Here is a 1,583-nt window from a genome sequence, read left to right as displayed (position 1 = left end):
TTGATGGCTTCCAACCGCTTCGGCGTCAGGCGTTTACGAAACCGTGTCATGGCAGACGCATCAACCGGTGCTTTATATTCATAGCCCAGTAAACCGCAGAAGTATTGCAAATAGGGATTTTCCTTGATTTGTTCAACGGTTTCTTTATCCGAGTACCCGTATTCAATTTGAATGAGCAACGCGCCTAATGCCATTCGGGCTGGCTTTGCTACGTGGCCTTTGAATCCTTTGAACAGTTTTTTATATTTCTTTTCTACCAGATCCCATGGGATGAATGCTGCTTTCTTGATCCAGCGATTGTTCGGATCCATGTGCAATCCCAAGGGTTGATTAAAATCTTCAAAGGAAAGTTGTTTAGAAGGAGTTTTATACATGGTATATACCCTGTGTGCAAGGATTTTGAGCTGTTTTCCACCATACTCATGCACTTATTATACTACGAAATGCTGATAAATACTGCAGTTATGCACACCATTGGTTTGTGCAGTTTACATTAATTACTCAAACTTCGCAGGTAAATAATTGCCTGTAAGTCCCGAAAATACAATATTCTAACAAAAAAATAGCATGAGCCTGATCCATTTAGTATACTTAATGTAGCGAAAAGACCAACTGATGGAGGCTCATGTCATGACTAGTATACCACAAGACCCCCTTGCTAATGAACTACTTTCTAAAAATAGTATTCGTTTCTTTCGTACCTATCATGTTTCCAAACTGCTTCGGGCTGCCAATGCCTATAAATGCAAAGGTATTCCCGTTGTTACGATCTTTATGATGGCATTCAGCGTTGTGTTTGTGCACAAATCCATGTATATGCAATAGTGCCCCCTTTCTCGATTTGATAGACACCAAAAAGGGGCTATAATAAAGAGAAAGAGGTCTTTTTTATGTCTAAACAAACAGCTAAGAGGTCCGCGCCCCCTCGCTACGATGATGCTTTCAAACAAGGTGCAATTCATATGGTTACTGAACAAAAACTTCCCGTTAAACAGGTTGCTTCCGAGCTTGGCATCTGCATTGATACCTTGCGTTCATGGCTCAGAAAATCCGGGCTAAACCCGGTGGCTGAAAATCGTAATAATAATCTTTCAAAAAAAATTCATGAGCTCGAATCCCAAATTCGCAATCTGAATAAACAGCTCGATCATAAGGATTCGGTGATTGAAACCCTAAAAAAATCCATCGGCATAATTTCCAATCCATAGCGCAGAAAATTTCTTTTATTGATCACCATCGCTCCGCTTGCTCTATTCGCTTATTATGCCGCTGTCTTCAAATTTCAAGGAGCGCTTACTACACTTATAAATCCAGAATCCCCGGTAAAAGAGAAAAGTGATGTTGTACAATAAAAATTGACACCCTATTCTCAAGGATTGTGATATATAATTGATAGAGAATAGGAGAAATAAGATGGCAAAACGAATTATAAAAACTTATGACCAAGAATTTAAATCACAGGCTGTAAAATTGGCTCAGGAGATTGGTGGACACAAAGCCGCAACGGAACTGGGGCTTCCTGATAGTACTATCTATACATGGGTTAAAGCCTTCAAAGAGGGTAGGTTGGACGCAAAAGACGC

At 40.1% G+C, this 1,583-nt stretch carries 4 protein-coding genes; 3 read left to right on the top strand and 1 reads right to left on the bottom strand.

The features are described 5' to 3' along the window. A partial coding sequence (locus AB840_RS15215) for an IS5 family transposase (protein ID WP_048515662.1) occupies nt 1-374 on the bottom strand: 374 nt, incomplete at its 3' end. Between the two features lie 256 nt (nt 375-630). Between AB840_RS15215 and AB840_RS15210 the strand changes: the two genes are divergently transcribed. The 3 genes from AB840_RS15210 to AB840_RS18405 all read left to right on the top strand — a co-directional run. Continuing rightward, complete coding sequence (locus tag AB840_RS15210; RefSeq protein WP_048515661.1) at nt 631-825, top strand: hypothetical protein; 195 nt, start codon at nt 631-633, stop codon at nt 823-825. 65 nt (nt 826-890) lie between these two features. Continuing rightward, nucleotides 891-1,208, top strand: a complete 318-nt coding sequence (locus AB840_RS15205; protein ID WP_048515660.1) for a transposase — start codon at nt 891-893, stop codon at nt 1,206-1,208. 205 nt (nt 1,209-1,413) lie between these two features. Further along, nucleotides 1,414-1,583 (top strand): transposase (locus AB840_RS18405; protein WP_048515559.1); only part of this gene is annotated, 170 nt, incomplete at its 3' end.

The organism is Megasphaera cerevisiae DSM 20462 (assembly GCF_001045675.1).
Lineage (GTDB): Bacteria > Bacillota > Negativicutes > Veillonellales > Megasphaeraceae > Megasphaera > Megasphaera cerevisiae.
The sequence above is the reverse complement of the archived record's forward strand: the minus strand, read 5'-3'. Positions and strand labels throughout refer to the sequence as shown.